Raw genomic sequence first — 18,257 nt, 5'->3', positions numbered from 1 at the left:
CCCTGCCGAGGCAGGGTTTTTATCAGGCAAAGGACGATTAATCGTCTTTGTTGCCGCCGAGACCGGCGTTCAACAGTTCAGCCAGGCTGGCTGAGGCTTCATCCGCAGTAACCTGCGGTGCAACCGGAACTTCACCTGCCGCTTTGCGGCGCATACGATCCTGATGGTACGCATAACCGGTACCGGCCGGGATCAGACGACCCACGATTACGTTCTCTTTCAGGCCGCGCAGTTCATCGCGCTTACCTGCTACTGCTGCTTCGGTCAGGACACGCGTGGTTTCCTGGAACGATGCTGCAGAGATGAACGATTCGGTAGCCAGTGACGCTTTGGTAATACCCAGCAGGTCACGCATGAAGGTTGCGCCAACTTTTCCGTTCGCTTCCAGATCACGGTTAGAGATCTTGATGCGAGAGAATTCAGCCTGCTCACCTTCCAGGAAGTCTGCACTTCCTGCGCTCACGATGGTTGCTTTACGCAGCATCTGACGAACGATGACTTCGATGTGCTTATCGTTAATCTTAACGCCTTGCAGACGGTAAACTTCCTGCACTTCGTTAGTGATGTAACGGGTCACCGCATGCACGCCACGCAAGCGCAGGATGTCATGTGGAGACTCTGGGCCATCGGAAACCACGTCACCGCGCTCAACACGTTCACCTTCGAACACGTTCAGCTGACGCCATTTCGGAATCATCTCTTCGTACGGCTCACTGCCATCCAGCGGAGTGATGACCAGACGACGCTTACCTTTAGTCTCTTTACCGAAGGAGATGATGCCGCTGATCTCCGCCAGAATAGCTGGCTCTTTCGGACGACGCGCTTCGAACAGGTCAGCAACGCGTGGCAGACCACCGGTAATATCCTTGGTACCGCCAGATTCCTGCGGAACACGCGCCAGCGTGTCACCAGCACTGATCTTCACGCCATCTTCCAGCTGAACAATCGCTTTACCAGGCAGGAAGTACTGAGCCGGCATGTCGGTGCCCGGGATCAGAACGTCGTTGCCGTTGGCATCAACAATTTTCAGCGCAGGACGCAGATCTTTACCGCCCGCAGTACGTTCAGCACTGTCCAGAACCACCAGCGAAGAAAGACCGGTTAAGTCATCTGTCTGACGGGTAATGGTCTGGCCATCAACCATGTCCGTGAAGCGAATGAAACCGCCCACTTCGGTGATGACTGGCATGGTATGCGGATCCCAGTTTGCGACGGTTTCGCCCGCTGCAACCTGCTCACCATCACCTTTCGCCATGGTAGAACCATAAGGAACTTTATAGCTCTCTTTGGTACGACCAAATTCGTCGATCATTTTCAGTTCAACGTTACGCGAGGTGATCACCAGCTTGCCTGCCGAGTTCGTTACCGACTTAGCGTTGGTCAGCTTGATGGTACCTTTGTTCTTCACCTGAATGCTGGATTCAGCAGCCGCACGTGATGCCGCACCACCGATGTGGAACGTACGCATCGTCAGCTGTGTACCTGGCTCACCGATGGACTGTGCCGCGATAACACCAATCGCTTCACCTTTGTTGATGATGTGACCACGTGCCAGGTCGCGACCATAGCAATGCGCACACACACCAAAGTCGGTTTCACAACCTACTACTGAGCGGACTTTCAGGCTGTCGACTGAGTTCAGTTCCAGCACGTCACACCAGTGCTCATCGAGCAGCGTGTTGCGTGGAACCAGAATGTCAGCAGTACCCGGCTTCAGAACGTCTTCAGCGGTCACACGACCCAGTACACGTTCACGCAGTGGCTCTTTAACGTCGCCACCTTCGATGACAGGTGTCATCATGATGCCTTCGTGTGTACCACAGTCATCTTCGGTAACAACCAGATCCTGTGCAACGTCAACCAGACGACGCGTCAGATAACCGGAGTTCGCCGTTTTCAGTGCGGTATCCGCCAGACCTTTACGAGCACCGTGGGTTGAGATGAAGTACTGGAGTACGTTCAACCCTTCACGGAAGTTCGCCGTGATTGGTGTTTCGATGATGGAGCCATCTGGCTTCGCCATCAGACCACGCATACCGGCCAGCTGACGAATCTGTGCAGCAGAACCACGCGCACCGGAGTCAGCCATCATAAAGATGCTGTTAAAGGAAACCTGTCGCTCTTCTACGCCGTCACGGTTAATAACGGTTTCGGTTGAGAGGTTTTCCATCATCGCCTTGGCAACACGTTCGTTGGCTGCTGCCCAGATATCGATGACTTTGTTGTAACGTTCGCCTGCGGTTACCAGACCAGACTGGAACTGCTCCTGGATCTCAGCCACTTCAGCTTCCGCTTCGGTGATGATTTCCACTTTCTTCTCTGGAATAACCATGTCGTCGATGCCGACAGACGCGCCTGAACGGGCTGCGTAAGCGAAACCGGTGTACATGGTCTGGTCAGCAAAGATAACGGTCGGCTTCAGGCCCAGAATGCGGTAACAGGTGTTCAGCATTTTGGAGATAGCTTTTTTGCCCAGCGCCTGGTTAACGATGGAGAAAGGCAGACCTTTTGGCACGATCATCCACAGGATGGCACGGCCAACAGTGGTGTCGATGATGCTGGTTTTAGCAACCCACTCATCCTGCTCATTTTTCTCGTGTTCGGTGATACGCACCTTAACGCGAGCATGCAGCGATGCGAGGCCAGCGCGATAAATACGCTCAGCTTCTTTCGGGCCAGTCAGCACCATGCCTTCGCCTTTGGCGTTAACACAGTCACGGGTCATGTAGTACAGACCCAGTACAACGTCCTGAGAAGGAACGATGATTGGCTCGCCGTTCGCAGGTGACAGGATGTTGTTGGTCGACATCATCAGCGCACGTGCTTCCAGCTGGGCTTCCAGCGTCAGCGGTACGTGAACAGCCATCTGGTCACCATCGAAGTCGGCGTTGTATGCCGCACAAACCAGCGGGTGCAGCTGGATCGCTTTACCTTCGATCAGAACCGGTTCAAAGGCCTGAATACCCAGACGGTGCAGCGTAGGCGCACGGTTCAGCAGAACCGGGTGCTCACGGATCACTTCGTCGAGGATATCCCAGACAACCGCTTCTTCGCGCTCAACCATTTTCTTCGCGGCTTTGATGGTGGTGGCCAGGCCACGCAGTTCCAGCTTGCCGTAAATGAACGGTTTGAACAGTTCGAGTGCCATTTTCTTCGGCAGACCGCACTGATGCAGGCGCAGGTATGGACCTACGGTGATAACCGAACGACCAGAATAGTCGACACGTTTACCCAGCAGGTTCTGACGGAAACGACCCTGCTTACCTTTGATCATGTCAGCCAGCGATTTCAGCGGACGCTTGTTGGAACCGGTGATCGCACGACCGCGACGACCGTTGTCCAGCAGTGCATCGACCGCTTCCTGCAACATACGCTTTTCGTTGCGCACGATGATATCTGGCGCAGCCAGATCCAGCAGGCGTTTCAGGCGGTTGTTACGGTTGATCACGCGACGATAGAGATCATTCAGATCCGACGTTGCGAAACGGCCACCATCCAGCGGTACCAGCGGACGCAGATCCGGTGGCAGAACAGGCAGCACGGTCAGGATCATCCACTCTGGCTTGTTGCCAGACTGTACGAACGCTTCCAGCAGCTTGATGCGCTTGGTCAGTTTTTTACGTTTGGTTTCGGAGTTAGTTTCGTTCAGCTCTTCACGCAGCTGCTCGCACTCCTGCTCCAGATCCATGTTTTTCAACAGGGCCTGGATCGCTTCGGCGCCCATTTTGGCGTCGAACTCGTCACCGAACTCTTCCAGAGCGTCAAGGTACTGCTCTTCAGTCAGAATCTGACGCTTCTCGAGGTTGGTCATGCCACCTTCGATTACTACGTAAGATTCAAAATAGAGCACGCGCTCGATGTCACGCAGTGGCATATCCAGCAGTAAGCCGATACGCGATGGCAGTGACTTCAGGAACCAGATGTGCGCAGTCGGCGACGCCAGTTCGATGTGGCCCATACGCTCACGGCGTACTTTAGTCTGGGTCACTTCAACGCCGCACTTCTCACAAATCACACCACGGTGTTTCAGGCGCTTGTATTTGCCGCACAGGCACTCATAGTCTTTTACCGGCCCGAAGATACGGGCACAGAACAGACCATCGCGCTCTGGCTTAAAAGTACGGTAGTTAATGGTTTCTGGCTTTTTCACTTCACCAAAAGACCAGGAACGGATCATGTCTGGCGAAGCCAGCGCAATTTTGATCGCATCAAACTCTTCGGTCTTAGTTTGCGCTTTCAGAAACTTAAGTAAGTCTTTCACGGATTAGCTCCCGTCGGAGTGAGACTCAGAGGGCGTCCAACCGAAATTGAACGCCCCGTAACCAGTACAATTGCGAGCGCTTTAAACCCTGCGCTTTCAGGCGGCGGCGAACCGCAGCCTGAAAAGGGGGTTACTCGTCTTCCAGCTCGATGTTGATACCCAGCGAGCGAATCTCTTTCAACAGTACGTTGAAGGATTCCGGCATGCCCGGTTCCATCTGATGGTTACCGTCAACGATGTTTTTATACATCTTGGTACGGCCGTTGACGTCATCAGACTTAACGGTAAGCATTTCCTGCAGGGTATACGCGGCACCATATGCTTCCAGTGCCCATACTTCCATCTCACCAAAGCGCTGACCACCGAACTGTGCCTTACCACCCAGCGGCTGCTGAGTAACCAGGCTGTAGGAACCGGTTGAACGCGCATGCATCTTGTCATCAACCAGGTGGTTGAGTTTCAGCATGTACATGTAGCCAACGGTTACCTGACGTTCGAACTGCTCACCGGTACGGCCGTCAAACAGGGTAATCTGACCGGAAGAAGGCAAGCCGCCGAGCTGCAGCAGCTCTTTGATTTCGCTCTCTTTCGCGCCATCAAACACCGGAGTGGCGATTGGCATACCTTTCTTCAGGTTCTCAGCCAGACGCAATACTTCGTCGTCGGAGAAGGTGTTCAGGTCAACTTTCTGACGCAGATCGCTACCCAGGTCATAGGCGCGCTGGATGAATTCGCGCAGTTTCGCGACGTCTTCCTGCTTTTTGAGCATGGCGTTGATCTTCTCGCCGATGCCTTTCGCTGCCATACCCAGGTGGGTTTCCAGAATCTGACCGATGTTCATACGCGATGGTACGCCCAGCGGGTTCAGAACGATGTCAACCGGCGTGCCGTTTTCATCGTAAGGCATATCTTCGATCGGGTTGATCTTAGAGATAACACCTTTGTTACCGTGACGGCCTGCCATTTTGTCACCCGGCTGAATCTGACGCTTAACAGCCAGATAAACCTTAACGATTTTCAGCACGCCTGGTGCCAGATCATCGCCCTGGGTGATTTTACGACGCTTACCTTCAAGTTTTTTCTCAAACTCGTGCTTCAGCTCGTCGTACTGCTCTGCCAGCTGCTCCAGCTGGTTTTGCTTGGCTTCGTCAGTCAGACCCAGTTCCAGCCAGCGCTCGCGCGGCAGCTTGTCCAGTTTGTCTGCTTCAACGCCACCAGAAATCAATACGTTCTGGATACGGCTGAACAGGCCCGCTTCCAGAATCTGCAGTTCTTCAGACAGGTCTTTCTTGGCCTGCTTCAGCTGCATCTCTTCAATTTCCAGCGCACGTTTGTCTTTTTCCACGCCATCGCGGGTAAAGACCTGAACGTCGATCACGGTGCCTGACACGCCATTCGGTACGCGCAGTGACGAATCTTTCACGTCAGAGGCTTTTTCACCGAAGATAGCGCGCAGCAGTTTCTCTTCTGGCGTCAGCTGGGTTTCACCTTTTGGCGTAACCTTACCAACCAGAATGTCACCACCGGTCACTTCAGCACCGATGTAGACGATGCCTGACTCATCCAGTTTAGAGAGTGCAGCTTCACCCACGTTCGGGATATCAGCGGTAATCTCTTCCGGCCCCAGTTTGGTGTCACGCGACACGCAAGCCAGTTCCTGAATGTGGATAGTCGTAAAGCGATCTTCCTGAACCACACGCTCGGAGACCAGGATGGAGTCTTCGAAGTTGTAACCGTTCCACGGCATGAACGCTACGCGCATGTTCTGGCCCAGCGCCAGTTCACCCAGATCGGTGGACGGGCCATCTGCCAGCACGTCGCCGCGCTCAACCGGCTCACCCAGAGAAACACATGGCATCTGGTTGATGCAGGTGTTCTGGTTAGAACGGGTATATTTGGTCAGGTTGTAGATGTCGATACCGGCTTCGCCAGCATGCATTTCGTCTTCGTTAACTTTGATAACGATACGTGATGCGTCGACGTACTGTACGGTACCGCCACGTTTGGCAACGGCAGTTACACCGGAGTCAACGGCAACAGCACGTTCCATACCCGTACCAACCAGCGGCTTATCAGCACGCAGAGTCGGAACGGCCTGACGTTGCATGTTCGCACCCATCAGGGCGCGGTTAGCATCATCGTGTTCCAGGAACGGGATCAGGGACGCACCGACAGAAACGATCTGTTGAGTCGAAACGTCCATGTAGTCAACCTGATCGCGGCTGAACAGACTTGATTCGCCTTTGCTACGGCAGGTGACCAGGTCATCAACAAACGCGCCGTTATCATCAAGAGGGGCGTTCGCCTGAGCGATAACGTAGTTACCCTCTTCGATAGCAGAGAGGTAGTGAATCTCGTCAGAAACCAGACCGTCGATAACACGGCGGTAAGGCGTCTCAAGGAAACCGTACTCGTTGGTCTGTGCATACACAGACAAGGAGTTGATCAGACCGATGTTCGGGCCTTCAGGGGTTTCGATTGGGCAGACACGACCGTAGTGCGTTGGGTGTACGTCACGCACTTCGAAGCCGGCACGCTCACGCGTCAAACCACCCGGGCCGAGAGCAGAGATACGACGTTTGTGCGTAATCTCTGACAGCGGGTTGTTCTGATCCATAAACTGAGAAAGCTGGCTGGAACCAAAGAACTCTTTCACCGCGGCCGAAATTGGCTTCGCGTTGATCATGTCCTGTGGCATCAGGGTATCAAGGTCGCCCAGTGACAGACGCTCTTTCACCGCACGCTCAACACGTACCAGACCGACACGGAACTGGTTCTCAGCCATTTCACCGACTGAACGAATACGACGGTTACCGAGGTGGTCGATATCGTCCACTTCGCCTTTACCGTTACGGATGTCGATCAGCTTCTTCATCACTTCGATGATGTCATCTTTGCTCAGGATGCCTGAACCTTCGATTTCATCACGCAGCAATGAACGGTTGAACTTCATACGACCCACAGCAGAAAGATCGTAACGATCTTCAGAGAAGAACAGGTTCTCAAACAGGTTCTCTGCTGCTTCGCGTGTTGGCGGCTCACCAGGACGCATCATGCGGTAGATCTCAACCAGTGCGCTCAGACGATCGCTGGTTGGGTCGACACGCAGGGTCTCGGACATATATGGACCGTGGTCCAGATCGTTGGTGAACAGCGTTTCGATGCGCTTGTGACCGGACTGGCTCAGTTTGGCCAGCAGATCCAGTGACAGTTCCATGTTCGCTGCAATGATCAGCTCACCGGTGCTCTCATCGATGTAGTCTTTAGCGACCACTTTGCCCGCGATATATTCAACCGGAACTTCGATGTGCTGAATGCCATCTTTTTCCAGCTGACGGATATGGCGCGCAGTAATACGGCGTGCTTTTTCGACGTAGACGGTGCCGTTCGCTTCGATATCGAAGGTCGCAGTTTCACCGCGCAGGCGCTCAGGCACCAGCTCCATCTGCAGCTTGTTGTCGCGAATTTCAAACACCACTTTCTCGAAGAAGATATCGAGGATCTGAGGTGTAGTGAACTGCAACGCACGCAGGATGATAGTGGCCGGCAGCTTACGACGACGGTCAATACGGACAAACAGGTTATCTTTCGGGTCAAACTCAAAGTCGAGCCATGAACCGCGGTAAGGGATGATACGTGCGTTGTAGAGCACTTTACCCGATGAGTGGGTTTTACCCTTATCGCTATCAAAGAACACGCCAGGACTACGGTGCAGCTGAGAAACGATAACGCGCTCGGTACCATTGATAACAAAGGTACCATTGTCGGTCATGAGCGGAATTTCGCCCATGTAGACTTCTTGTTCTTTAATGTCTTTTACGGTGCCTTCTGGCGCTTCGCGCTCATAGACCACCAGACGCAGTTTCACGCGCAGCGGTGCCGAATAGGTCACGCCACGGATCTGACACTCTTTCACGTCAAAGACAGGTTCACCCAGGCGATAGCTGACATACTGCAACTCAGAGTTGCCGCTGTAGCTCGCAATAGGGAATACAGAGCGGAATGCAGCTTCCAGTCCGTACTGACCTTCTGGATCTTGCTCGATAAACTTCTGGAACGAGTCGAGCTGGATGGAAAGGAGATAAGGTATGTCCAGTACTTGCGGACGTTTACCAAAATCCTTACGAATACGTTTTTTCTCGGTATAGGAGTAAACCATAGGGTTCCTCAGCTAGCTGACAAGTCGACCCACGCTGTCCGTCCTGACAGGACAGTTCATGCAACACGATTTTGTTTGATTCACTGGCTGCGCAGCAGCAGTGCAATACCTCTTTCTATCACGCTTAAATCATTTCATCGCTGTTGCGAGGGCAGGGAACCCGCACAGGTAGAGCGGTATATTAAGTCGTCGATAGAGAAAGATATTGAAGAGTAACAATGGACAAACAGTGTGAAACCCCATTGAGACCCTGTAGCGCAAAAAGGCTGGTGACCAAAAAGTCACCAGCCATCAGCCTGAAACTACTCAGACTGCAACCCGAAGGCTGTCTTACTTAACTTCAACTTCAGCGCCAGCTTCTTTCAGAGCAGCTTCAAGTGCAGCTGCGTCATCTTTGCTGATCGCTTCTTTGATTACGCCAGTTGCTTCAACCAGATCTTTGGCTTCTTTCAGGCCCAGACCAGTTGCAGTACGTACGGCTTTGATTACTGCAACCTTGTTCGGGCCAACAGCTTTCAGGACTACGTCGAATTCAGTTTTTTCTTCAACAGCTTCAGCCGGGCCCGCAGCAACAGCTACAGCAGCAGCAGCAGAAACGCCGAATTTTTCTTCCATAGCAGAAACCAGCTCAACTACTTCCATTACGGACATCGCTGCAACAGCTTCCAGAATTTGGTCTTTAGTAATAGACATGACAATTGTTCCTAAGAATCAGAAAAAGTTTATACGTAAGCAAGTACGAAGAAAAGAAGATGGCCTTAAGCCGCTTCTTTTGCATCGCGTACAGCAGCCAGAGTGCGGACCAGTTTGCCGGCAGCGGCTTCTTTCATGGTCGACATCAGACGTGCCAGTGCTTCTTCGTAGGTCGGCAGCGTTGCCAGACGGTCAATATTGGCCGCCGTGATCAGCTCACCTTCAAAGGCTGCAGCTTTGACCTCAAATTTTGCATTCGCTTTCGCGAAATCTTTGAACAGACGAGCAGCAGCGCCCGGGTGTTCCATAGAATATGCAATCAGGGTCGGACCAACAAACGTGTCTTTCAGGCACTCAAACTGAGTTCCTTCAACGACGCGGCGCAGCAGGGTGTTACGAACAACACGCATGTAAACGCCAGCTTCACGGCCTGCTTTACGCAGTTCGGTCATTTTATCAACGGTAACGCCACGGGAATCCGCAACAACCGCTGAAAGCGCACCTTTGGCTACTTCGCTGACTTCAGCAACAATCGCTTGTTTGTCTTGAAGATTTAATGCCATTAGCTTTTGCTCCTGGATTTGACCGGGAAAGGATTTCCCCGGAACTCACTTCACTTACTCACCCCAAGGGGAAATAAGCGCTCGAACACGGTGAGCAGAATCCAGCTAAGAAAAAATTCTTTTGGTTCTGTCACCGTCTACGCAGGGTATTAAGCGGAATATCCGGAGATAAGCAGCTCCTGCGGTCTTGGACGGAGGCCAGGATAAGGCCTGGCTCCAACCTAAATTCTGTGCGACGCAGCAGAGTCAGAGGGAAAGGCGATACACGCAACAATCAGTTCTGGCTCTCTGGTGTCCTGTTCCGTTAATAACAGAACAACGGGCGTAAGATTCTAGGTGAATTTTTCGCCCGTTTCAAGCAGCAATTAGTTTGCTGTTGCGTTCAGACCAGCCTGGTCAACGGCAACGCCGGCGCCCATGGTGGTTGAAAGGCTAACTTTCTTGATGTACACGCCTTTCGCCTGAGATGGTTTTGCTTTTTTCAGCGCAACCAGCAGAGACTCCAGGTTTTCTTTCAGTTTGTCAGCGTCAAAGTCCACTTTACCGATGGTAGTGTGGATGATGCCGTTTTTGTCGTTACGATAACGAACCTGACCCGCTTTAGCGTTCTTAACCGCTTCAGCAACGTTAGGCGTTACAGTACCGACTTTCGGGTTTGGCATCAGGCCACGTGGACCCAGAATCTGGCCCAGCTGGCCAACAACGCGCATTGCATCCGGAGAAGCAATAACAACGTCAAAATTCATTTCGCCTTTCTTGATCTGATCAGCCAGGTCTTCCATGCCTACCAGCTCAGCGCCTGCTGCTTTAGCAGCTTCAGCGTTGGCGCCCTGGGCGAAGACAGCAACACGTACTGAACGACCAGTACCGTGTGGCAGAACGGTCGCGCCGCGAACGTTCTGATCAGATTTACGTGCATCAATGCCGAGGTTGACAGCAACGTCAACGCTTTCAACGAACTTGGCAGTAGCCAGTTCTTTCAGCAGAGCAACAGCTTCAGCAATATCATACTGCTTGGTCGCGTCAACTTTGTCGCGAATTACGGTCATGCGCTTGGTCAGCTTAGCCATTTCTTAGTCCTCTACTACCAGGCCCATGGAACGAGCAGTACCTTCGATTGAGCGAGTCATCGCTTCAACGTCAGAACCAGTCATGTCCGCAGCTTTGGTTTCTGCGATTTCACGTACCTGAGCACGAGTCACTTTACCGACTTTATCTTTGTTCGGCTTACCAGAACCAGACTTGATGCCCGCTGCTTTTTTCAGCAGTACGGCAGCCGGAGGCGTTTTGGTAATGAAGGTAAAAGAACGGTCGCTGTATACGGTGATAACAACAGGAGTCGGCAGACCTTTTTCCAGAGATTCGGTCTTAGCGTTGAACGCTTTGCAGAATTCCATGATGTTAACACCCTGCTGACCCAGAGCTGGACCAACCGGTGGACTTGGGTTCGCCATACCAGCTGCAACCTGCAGCTTGACGTAGGCTTGGACTTTCTTAGCCATGATATTTCCTCAATTGGGTTATAGCGCCTGTAAAGGCTCCCCGTGATAACGATTTACACGCTGTTGCCAGCGCATAAAAACAAAAGGCGCGAAATTGTAGTTAAATTTCGCGCCTGCTGCAACAGCTAATTTGTGAGCGGAAAGAGGTTAACCTTTCTCCACCTGACCGAAGTCGAGCTCAACCGGCGTGGCACGTCCAAAGATGGAAACGGATACCGTCAGGCGGCTCTTCTCGTAATCCACATCTTCAACCACACCGTTAAAGTCAGCAAAAGGACCGTCATTAACGCGAACCATTTCACCTGGCTCAAACAGGGTTTTCGGACGAGGCTTGTCGCCGACCTGCTGCAGACGGTTCATGATCGCATCAACTTCTTTATCGCTGATAGGTGCCGGACGGTCAGATGTACCGCCGATGAAACCCATCACGCGTGGGACGCTGCGTACCAGGTGCCAGCTGGCGTCATTCATCACCATCTGAACCAGTACGTATCCCGGGAAAAACTTGCGCTCGCTCTTACGACGCTGGCCACCACGAATTTCAACGACTTCTTCAGTCGGAACCATGACGTCGCCAAACAGCTCTTCCATGTTGTGCAATTTGATATGCTCGCGCAGCGATTGTGCTACGCGGCCTTCAAAACCGGAAAACGCCTGTACGACGTACCAGCGTTTCTTTGGAGCTTCAGACATCTCAGAACCTCAGGCCAGTGATAAACGATACCAGACGGACCAGAATACCATCCAGCCCCCACAAAATCAGTGACATCACGGCAGTAACCGCGGCAACGATTAACGTGGTGTGCAGCGTTTCCTGGCGGGTTGGCCAGATAACCTTACGCATTTCTGTTCTTGCTTCACGAGCAAAAGCCACGGTCGCTTTGCCTTTGGTCGTTAAAAGCGCAATGCCGCCAGCCGCTGCAATCAGTACAACTACGGCTAAAGCACGCAGTGGCAGTGACACATCACGATAGAGGTAGTTACCTACAATCGCTGCAAGCAGCAGTAATACGACTACTACCCACTTTACCGCTTCCAGGCCACGCCCGCTCCCTTGAGCTTCGGTATTCGCACTCATAAACCAACCTGCCACAATAATTCAGAAACTATTCTGCCCCGCAGTGCGAGGCGTCCAAACCGAATGAGCTTTTGGGGCGTAACTCGGTATCCAACGCCGCATAACAGAGCCTGTCTCAGCAATGATTATGATTCAAAAAATCACTGATGAGCCAGGTTCTATGAAACAGCGTGCAAAAAGGGCATCAAATGATGCCCTTTCCGTGTGCATTGCGTCAAACGTTATCGGTAATTATGCGATAACTTTAGCAACAACACCCGCGCCAACGGTACGGCCACCTTCGCGGATTGCGAAGCGCAGACCTTCGTCCATTGCGATTGGGTGAATCAGGGTAACAACCATTTTGATGTTGTCGCCTGGCATGACCATCTCAACGCCTTCTGGCAGCTCTACTGAACCGGTTACGTCAGTTGTACGGAAGTAGAACTGTGGACGATAGCCTTTGAAGAACGGAGTATGGCGGCCACCTTCGTCTTTAGACAGAACGTAAACTTCTGACTCGAACTGGGTGTGCGGCTTGATTGAGCCTGGCTTAGCCAGAACCTGGCCACGCTGGATGTCTTCACGCTTGATACCGCGCAGCAGAACACCACAGTTTTCGCCTGCCTGACCCTGGTCCAGCAGCTTACGGAACATCTCAACACCGGTACAGGTTGATTTCGCAGTATCTTTGATACCCACGATTTCAACTTCGTCGCCGACTTTAACGATGCCGCGCTCAACACGACCGGTAACAACGGTACCACGGCCAGAGATTGAGAATACGTCTTCGATTGGCAGCAGGAACGGCATGTCGATCGCACGGACTGGATCCGGGATGTAGTTGTCCAGGTGTTCAGCCAGCTCAACGATTTTTGCTTCCCACTCAGGAACGCCTTCCAGCGCTTTCAGAGCAGAACCACGAACGATTGGAGTGTCATCGCCTGGGAAGTCGTACTGTGACAGCAGGTCACGTACTTCCATCTCTACCAGTTCCAGCAGCTCTTCATCATCAACCATGTCACACTTGTTCAGGAACACGATGATGTAAGGAACGCCAACCTGGCGACCCAGCAGGATGTGCTCACGGGTCTGTGGCATTGGGCCATCAGTCGCAGCAACAACCAGGATCGCGCCGTCCATCTGCGCAGCACCGGTGATCATGTTTTTCACATAGTCGGCGTGGCCTGGGCAGTCAACGTGAGCGTAGTGACGTGCAGCAGTCTCATACTCAACGTGTGCGGTGTTGATGGTGATACCGCGGGCTTTTTCTTCAGGCGTGCTGTCGATCTGATCGAATGCACGAGCCTGGCCGCCGTTGGTTTTAGCCAGTACGGTAGTGATAGCTGCAGTCAGGGTGGTTTTACCGTGGTCAACGTGACCGATGGTGCCCACGTTTACGTGCAGTTTGTTACGTTGAAATTGCTCTTTAGCCATCGCTAGTCCCTCTAAGACACGGATATATCAATGATATCATCACATTAACCAGGCAATGCCTGACTGCAAGGAAGTTACAGAGAAAATCAGGAGGGAGATTAAAGGAAGTGGTGCTGATACCCAGAGTCGAACTGGGGACCTCACCCTTACCAAGGGTGCGCTCTACCAACTGAGCCATATCAGCACATCTGGAGCGGGCAGCGGGAATCGAACCCGCATCATCAGCTTGGAAGGCTGAGGTAATAGCCATTATACGATGCCCGCATCCTGGAACTCGGCTACCTGTTCTTTCTGTAGCTTGCAGATAACAGAGATGTTTCTCTGCTATCTACTGCCTGTCAGCGAAGCTGACCGACTTTGACTTCGCTAACGCTCAGTCTGAATTCAGGGTGATAATTGACTCACCTGACAGATAAACAGGTTGTTTATCTGTGTACCCAACCGCGAGGTTGAGATGGTGGTGGGAGAAGGATTCGAACCTTCGAAGTCTGTGACGGCAGATTTACAGTCTGCTCCCTTTGGCCGCTCGGGAATCCCACCTACTTGATGGTGCCGGCTACCGGAATCGAACTGGTGACCTACTGATTACAAGTCAGTTGCTCTACCAACTGAGCTAAGCCGGCATCAAGTGGAGCGCATTCTAGGAAGGTCGGGCTCTGGATGCAACTAAAAAATCGCTTATTTTTTTCTATCGCTTACTATTTGTGCAAATCATCGCATTTTAGTGTTTTTGTGCAGAATATTTGTGCAATCTGGTCCTGTTTTCATAGGATCAGTCAGCCCGCGCTAATGCCTCACGCCTCTCCCTGGGTCGCTTTTCAGCAGGTAAATGATCTGCAGGCAGTATTTTTATTTCACACGCCTGTACCGAACGATGCTTTTTTGACCTCGCCTGCGCTTTTTTTTCATGTGCAGGCACTTTTCTGTAGAAAGCAGGCCTGTTTTGACATGCGTGTCCCTTATGTCGGTACGACGATGACCAGGCGTGGAGCCTTTCAAAATGACTCTACGCCGTTTGTTCTTTTGCTGAAGTTCTTATGGGACATATTGAATTTGTACCGCATCAGCCTCTCTCTATGCCCTTATAGCGGCGTTTTGTCATTCAGACGTGTCAGATGTAAAAAGCAGATAAAAGCCGCACATGCGCTGTGATGACCTGCAATATCATAAACAACGATAAAGCAGTAAAAATTAAAGCCACCATGATGTTTTGTGGGTATGCCGACGAAAGCGAGATCACGTTTATCTTTTTACTTCTGTTAAAAGCCATACTGGTGATACCCTCCAGCCCATTGTTCTCACTGATAAACCAGCGATTCGTGATTCACTTCACCTGTGCTGTCCTGCTTATCGGATAACACGCGGTTGATAGCCATGAATTTGCGGTCAGATGCATGCTTATGGATAAAACGACCCCCCTGACAACGCCTTATTTAGAGTTCACTCGTGAGCAATGGGCTGCATTACGTGATTCCGTTCCTATGACGCTGTCAGAGGAAGAGATCGCGCAGCTGGAGGGCATCAACGAGGATCTCTCGCTGGAGGAAGTAGCGGAAATTTATCTGCCACTTTCGCGTCTGCTTAATTTTTATATAAGTTCTAACGTTCGCCGGCAGGCTGTACTGGAGCAATTTCTGGGCACCAATGGCCAGAAAATCCCCTATATCATCAGTATTGCGGGTAGCGTAGCGGTCGGTAAAAGCACGACTGCGCGTGTCTTGCAGGCTTTGCTCAGCCGCTGGCCTGAACATCGCAAAGTCGAATTGATCACTACTGATGGCTTCCTTCACCCTAATGCCGTGCTGAAAGAGCGTGGGTTAATGAAGAAAAAAGGATTCCCGCAATCCTACGATATGCACCGGTTGGTCAATTTCGTCTCCGATTTGAAGTCGGGAGCCAGTCAGGTGACTGCTCCGGTCTATTCACATCTGATTTATGATGTCATCCCTGATGGCGATAAAGTGATACAGCAGCCTGATATTCTGATTCTGGAAGGTCTGAATGTATTACAGAGTGGAATGGACTATCCCCACGATCCCCATCATGTCTTTGTTTCAGACTTCGTCGATTTTTCTATCTATGTTGATGCAGAGGAAGATCTCCTGCAAAGCTGGTATATCAATCGATTCCTGAAATTCCGCCAGGGCGCATTTACCAATCCGGACTCCTATTTCCATCATTACGCCCAGCTCTCAGAGGCAGAAGCAGTTGAAATTGCTGGCAATTTATGGAAAGAGATTAACTGGCTTAACCTGCAGGAAAATATCCTGCCGACGCGCGAGCGAGCCAGCCTGATCATGACCAAAAGTGGCGATCATGCGGTCGATAAGGTTCGCTTGCGTAAATAACTGCTGTCATAAAAAAGCCTGCGTTGCTGCAGGCTTTTTTTACTCAGACAGGACGCAGTGATATTTCTCCACCCACCCAGGCTTTTATTTCGCCATCCTGTTCCAGTAACAGGCCACCCTGGCTGTCTACGCCTCGCGCAATACCATGGACCTCACGTTCACCGATAAGCAGCTTAACCGGCCGGTTAATAAAATTATCCAGCGCAGCCCAGCGTGCGACAAACGGGGTTAATCCCTCCTGCTCAAAGAGCGGCAGAGCTTCGCGCAGACTATTGATCAGACGTGCCGCCAGCTCATTGCGGTTTACCGTTACCCCGGCCTCCTGCAGGTTAATCCAGCCCTGATTAATCTGTGATGCATCGGCTGTTCGCATCGCCAGGTTAATCCCCGCACCAATCACGATCTGCGCAGCATCGCCGGTTTTACCTGTCAGTTCGACCAGAATACCCGCCAGTTTACGATCGTTCAGGTAAATATCATTGGGCCATTTTACGCGGACATTATCGGCCCCTAATGAACGTAATGTCTCAGCCATGATAATGCCAATTACCAGGCTCAGACCCATCGCCGCTGCCGGCCCCTGCTCCAGACGCCAGTACATAGACATGTAGAGGTTCGCGCCAAAGGGCGAAAACCACTGACGGCCACGACGGCCTCGACCCGCCTGCTGATATTCCGCAATGCAGGCAGCACCCGACTCCATTTCATGCATACGTTCCAGCAGATACTGATTTGTGGAATCAATCACCGGGATTACCGAGACGTTACCCTGCGTAACCTGTGAGAGTATCGCCTGCTCATCCAGCAGCTGTATCGGGGCAGAGAGACTGTAACCTTTACCTGTCACGGTATAGACGTCAAGACCCCAGCTTTTTAACGTCTGGATATGCTTATTTATGGCTGCGCGACTCATGCCCAGCGTTTCACCCAGTTGCTCACCGGAATGAAACTCACCATCAGATAAGATATCAACCAGCTTTAGCGGAACATTATGGTCTTTCATGCGATCACCCCGACGGCATTACATTCACCCTGCGCCTGAATAAAGCGCACTTCGGGCTCAAGCCAGACATCAAATTTTTCACCAACCTGAGCGCGCACGGTTTTTGCCAGCGCAACGATATCGCCGGGTGTGGCATTTTCAGCGTTGATCAGCACCAGAGCCTGTTGCTGGTGAACTGCCGCGCCCCCGATGCGATAACCTTTCAGCTGGCACTGATCGATAAGCCATCCTGCTGCCAGTTTGATTTCACCATTTGGCATCAGATAGTGTGGCAAAGTCGGAAAATGCGTCAGTAGTGAGCTGCACTGCGCCTCGGTGACGACAGGATTTTTAAAAAAGCTGCCTACATTACCGGTGACTTTCGGATCGGGTAATTTGCTCTGCCGCATCTGGCATACCGCGTGATAGACATCCCAGGCATTGGCCGTCACCGGATTGAGCGTTTTCAGATCGCCGTAGGTTAATACCGGTTGCCATTGCTTAGGCAATATTATCCCGACTGCGACGATGACATAGCCTGACTGGTAGTGATGTTTAAAAATGCTGTCACGATAGCCAAACTCACAGGCTTCACGATCGAGACGTTCTGTCTGACCACTGTGCAGATTAAGTACATCCACGTATTCGCAGACGTCTTTTAATTCCACGCCATAAGCACCTATGTTCTGAATCGGTGCCGAACCGGTCATACCAGGGATCAACGCCAGATTTTCCAGGCCTGTGATCCCTTTTTCCAGCGTGCTTTTAACCAGCTGATGCCAGTTCTCACCTGCCCCAACGTGCAATTTCCAGCACTCATATTCATCCTGAATTTTGATGCCTTTGATGCGGTTCAGCACCACTGTACCGGCAAAATCTTCCAGGAAGAGGACATTGCTGCCTTCACCGAGCACAAGGAAAGGCGTTTGATCACTCTGGCTGGCCTGCCATGCTGCCAGAATGGCGGCTGGCGTCTCGGCGACGATGCGTTTCTGTGTATGTACTTCAAGCCCAAGCGTATTGTCGGCTTTTAAGGAGGGATGCTGGCTGGACATTTGACGGCCTTTACTGAGTTATCTGGCCGTAGTTTACCGTATCAGAGAGGGGTTCTCAGGCTGTTTTCGGAGGTTATGATGAGGTTTTTCACGATCTGCAGACGTAAAAAAGCCCCGCACTTTCGTGCGGGGCTTCTTCACTTATTTAATGCCTGGCAGTTCCCTACTCTCGCATGGGGAGACCCCACACTACCATCGGC

Annotated in this window: 12 protein-coding genes and 4 tRNA genes; 1 reads left to right on the top strand and 15 read right to left on the bottom strand. The window is 51.9% G+C overall.

Annotation, left to right across the window (positions count from 1 at the left end; translation table 11 throughout):
• Nucleotides 1-37 precede the first annotated feature (37 nt).
• From rpoC to NR201_RS21915, 13 genes are all read right to left on the bottom strand, one after another.
• Nucleotides 38-4,261 carry a DNA-directed RNA polymerase subunit beta' gene (rpoC, locus tag NR201_RS21975; protein ID WP_010261049.1) on the bottom strand — a complete coding sequence of 1,408 codons (4,224 nt, stop codon included), beginning with the start codon at nt 4,259-4,261 and terminating at the stop codon, nt 38-40.
• A gap of 130 nt (nt 4,262-4,391) precedes the next feature.
• Nucleotides 4,392-8,420: a DNA-directed RNA polymerase subunit beta gene (gene rpoB, locus NR201_RS21970; protein ID WP_010261046.1), complete on the bottom strand. Its 4,029-nt coding sequence runs from the start codon at nt 8,418-8,420 to the stop codon at nt 4,392-4,394.
• A 330-nt stretch (nt 8,421-8,750) separates the two neighbouring features.
• The gene (rplL, locus tag NR201_RS21965) at nt 8,751-9,113 is read right to left on the bottom strand and encodes a 50S ribosomal protein L7/L12 (protein WP_008927142.1); all 363 of its coding nucleotides are present in this window, start codon (nt 9,111-9,113) and stop codon (nt 8,751-8,753) included.
• Between the two features lie 65 nt (nt 9,114-9,178).
• On the bottom strand, nt 9,179-9,676 hold the full coding sequence (gene rplJ / locus NR201_RS21960; RefSeq protein WP_003848098.1) for a 50S ribosomal protein L10: 498 nt from the start codon (nt 9,674-9,676) through the stop codon (nt 9,179-9,181).
• A gap of 365 nt (nt 9,677-10,041) precedes the next feature.
• Nucleotides 10,042-10,746: a 50S ribosomal protein L1 gene (gene rplA / locus NR201_RS21955; protein WP_010261038.1), complete on the bottom strand. Its 705-nt coding sequence runs from the start codon at nt 10,744-10,746 to the stop codon at nt 10,042-10,044.
• Nucleotides 10,747-10,749: 3 nt separating this feature from the next.
• The gene (gene rplK / locus NR201_RS21950; RefSeq protein ID WP_006121495.1) at nt 10,750-11,178 is read right to left on the bottom strand and encodes a 50S ribosomal protein L11; all 429 of its coding nucleotides are present in this window, start codon (nt 11,176-11,178) and stop codon (nt 10,750-10,752) included.
• 147 nt (nt 11,179-11,325) lie between these two features.
• Nucleotides 11,326-11,871 carry a transcription termination/antitermination protein NusG gene (gene nusG / locus NR201_RS21945; protein WP_003848088.1) on the bottom strand — a complete coding sequence of 182 codons (546 nt, stop codon included), beginning with the start codon at nt 11,869-11,871 and terminating at the stop codon, nt 11,326-11,328.
• Nucleotide 11,872: 1 nt separating this feature from the next.
• Nucleotides 11,873-12,256 (bottom strand): preprotein translocase subunit SecE, encoded by a 384-nt coding sequence (secE, locus tag NR201_RS21940; protein WP_008927141.1) that lies wholly within the window; start codon nt 12,254-12,256, stop codon nt 11,873-11,875.
• Nucleotides 12,257-12,487: 231 nt separating this feature from the next.
• Entirely contained in the window at nt 12,488-13,672 is a 1,185-nt protein-coding gene (gene tuf / locus NR201_RS21935; RefSeq protein ID WP_010261012.1) for an elongation factor Tu, read from the bottom strand.
• Nucleotides 13,673-13,780: 108 nt separating this feature from the next.
• Nucleotides 13,781-13,856 (bottom strand) — tRNA-Thr (locus tag NR201_RS21930).
• Nucleotides 13,857-13,861: 5 nt separating this feature from the next.
• Nucleotides 13,862-13,936 (bottom strand) — tRNA-Gly (locus NR201_RS21925).
• Between the two features lie 191 nt (nt 13,937-14,127).
• Nucleotides 14,128-14,212 (bottom strand) — tRNA-Tyr (locus NR201_RS21920).
• 7 nt (nt 14,213-14,219) lie between these two features.
• Nucleotides 14,220-14,295 (bottom strand) — tRNA-Thr (locus NR201_RS21915).
• A 777-nt stretch (nt 14,296-15,072) separates the two neighbouring features.
• On the opposite strand from NR201_RS21915, the gene coaA reads away from it, so the two are divergent.
• Entirely contained in the window at nt 15,073-16,020 is a 948-nt protein-coding gene (coaA, locus tag NR201_RS21910) for a type I pantothenate kinase (RefSeq protein WP_010672227.1), read from the top strand.
• A 43-nt stretch (nt 16,021-16,063) separates the two neighbouring features.
• Here the strand turns inward: coaA and birA are convergent, their stop codons facing one another.
• Together birA and murB are read right to left on the bottom strand one after the other, a co-directional pair.
• Nucleotides 16,064-17,023: a bifunctional biotin--[acetyl-CoA-carboxylase] ligase/biotin operon repressor BirA gene (gene birA / locus NR201_RS21905; protein ID WP_187515732.1), complete on the bottom strand. Its 960-nt coding sequence runs from the start codon at nt 17,021-17,023 to the stop codon at nt 16,064-16,066.
• The gene (gene murB / locus NR201_RS21900) at nt 17,020-18,057 is read right to left on the bottom strand and encodes a UDP-N-acetylmuramate dehydrogenase (RefSeq protein ID WP_256850169.1); all 1,038 of its coding nucleotides are present in this window, start codon (nt 18,055-18,057) and stop codon (nt 17,020-17,022) included. The genes birA and murB overlap by 4 nt, the downstream gene beginning before the upstream one ends.
• Between the last annotated feature and the right edge of the window lie 200 nt (nt 18,058-18,257).

The sequence above is a fragment of the Pantoea sp. Fr-CA_6 genome (genome assembly GCF_024520895.1).
Lineage (GTDB): Bacteria > Pseudomonadota > Gammaproteobacteria > Enterobacterales > Enterobacteriaceae > Pantoea > Pantoea agglomerans.
The sequence above is the reverse complement of the archived record's forward strand: the minus strand, read 5'-3'. Positions and strand labels throughout refer to the sequence as shown.

What these genes read in the sequence shown, in the direction of transcription:
- murB (WP_256850169.1), bottom strand. Translation starts at nt 18,057, where the DNA reads ATGTCCAGCCAGCATCCCTCCTTAAAAGCCGACAATACGCTTGGGCTT.
- rplJ (WP_003848098.1), bottom strand. Translation starts at nt 9,676, where the DNA reads ATGGCATTAAATCTTCAAGACAAACAAGCGATTGTTGCTGAAGTCAGC.
- nusG (WP_003848088.1), bottom strand. Translation starts at nt 11,871, where the DNA reads ATGTCTGAAGCTCCAAAGAAACGCTGGTACGTCGTACAGGCGTTTTCC.
- rpoB (WP_010261046.1), bottom strand. Translation starts at nt 8,420, where the DNA reads ATGGTTTACTCCTATACCGAGAAAAAACGTATTCGTAAGGATTTTGGT.
- rplA (WP_010261038.1), bottom strand. Translation starts at nt 10,746, where the DNA reads ATGGCTAAGCTGACCAAGCGCATGACCGTAATTCGCGACAAAGTTGAC.
- coaA (WP_010672227.1), top strand. Translation starts at nt 15,073, where the DNA reads ATGGATAAAACGACCCCCCTGACAACGCCTTATTTAGAGTTCACTCGT.
- birA (WP_187515732.1), bottom strand. Translation starts at nt 17,023, where the DNA reads ATGAAAGACCATAATGTTCCGCTAAAGCTGGTTGATATCTTATCTGAT.
- secE (WP_008927141.1), bottom strand. Translation starts at nt 12,256, where the DNA reads ATGAGTGCGAATACCGAAGCTCAAGGGAGCGGGCGTGGCCTGGAAGCG.
- rplL (WP_008927142.1), bottom strand. Translation starts at nt 9,113, where the DNA reads ATGTCTATTACTAAAGACCAAATTCTGGAAGCTGTTGCAGCGATGTCC.
- rplK (WP_006121495.1), bottom strand. Translation starts at nt 11,178, where the DNA reads ATGGCTAAGAAAGTCCAAGCCTACGTCAAGCTGCAGGTTGCAGCTGGT.
- tuf (WP_010261012.1), bottom strand. Translation starts at nt 13,672, where the DNA reads ATGGCTAAAGAGCAATTTCAACGTAACAAACTGCACGTAAACGTGGGC.